Raw genomic sequence first — 228 nt, forward strand, 5'->3', positions numbered from 1 at the left:
TGACTAACAAGGCGCAAACCGACGTCACCGTAACGTTGAGCAATGGCCAGACCATCACGATCAAGGCCGGTGAAACCGTCGGCTCGACCGTGTTTAACACTCCAGCCAACGATGTCTATAACAACGGCTCAACCGTCAGCACTACGATCGCTAAAACCGAAGGCGGTAACTTCGAGAACCTGGTCACCGATCCGAAGGCAGCTGAAACAGCCATCACTGACTCGATCG

The 228-nt window shown here is 53.9% G+C and carries 1 protein-coding gene; it reads left to right on the plus strand.

Translation table 11 applies throughout. From position 1 onward, the window contains the following. A partial coding sequence (locus tag BFP92_RS31840) for an immunoglobulin-like domain-containing protein (RefSeq protein WP_170875869.1) occupies nt 1-228 on the plus strand: 228 nt, incomplete at both ends.

The organism is Pseudomonas sp. 58 R 3 (assembly GCF_900006605.1).
Taxonomy (GTDB): Bacteria; Pseudomonadota; Gammaproteobacteria; order Pseudomonadales; family Pseudomonadaceae; genus Aquipseudomonas; species Aquipseudomonas salomonii.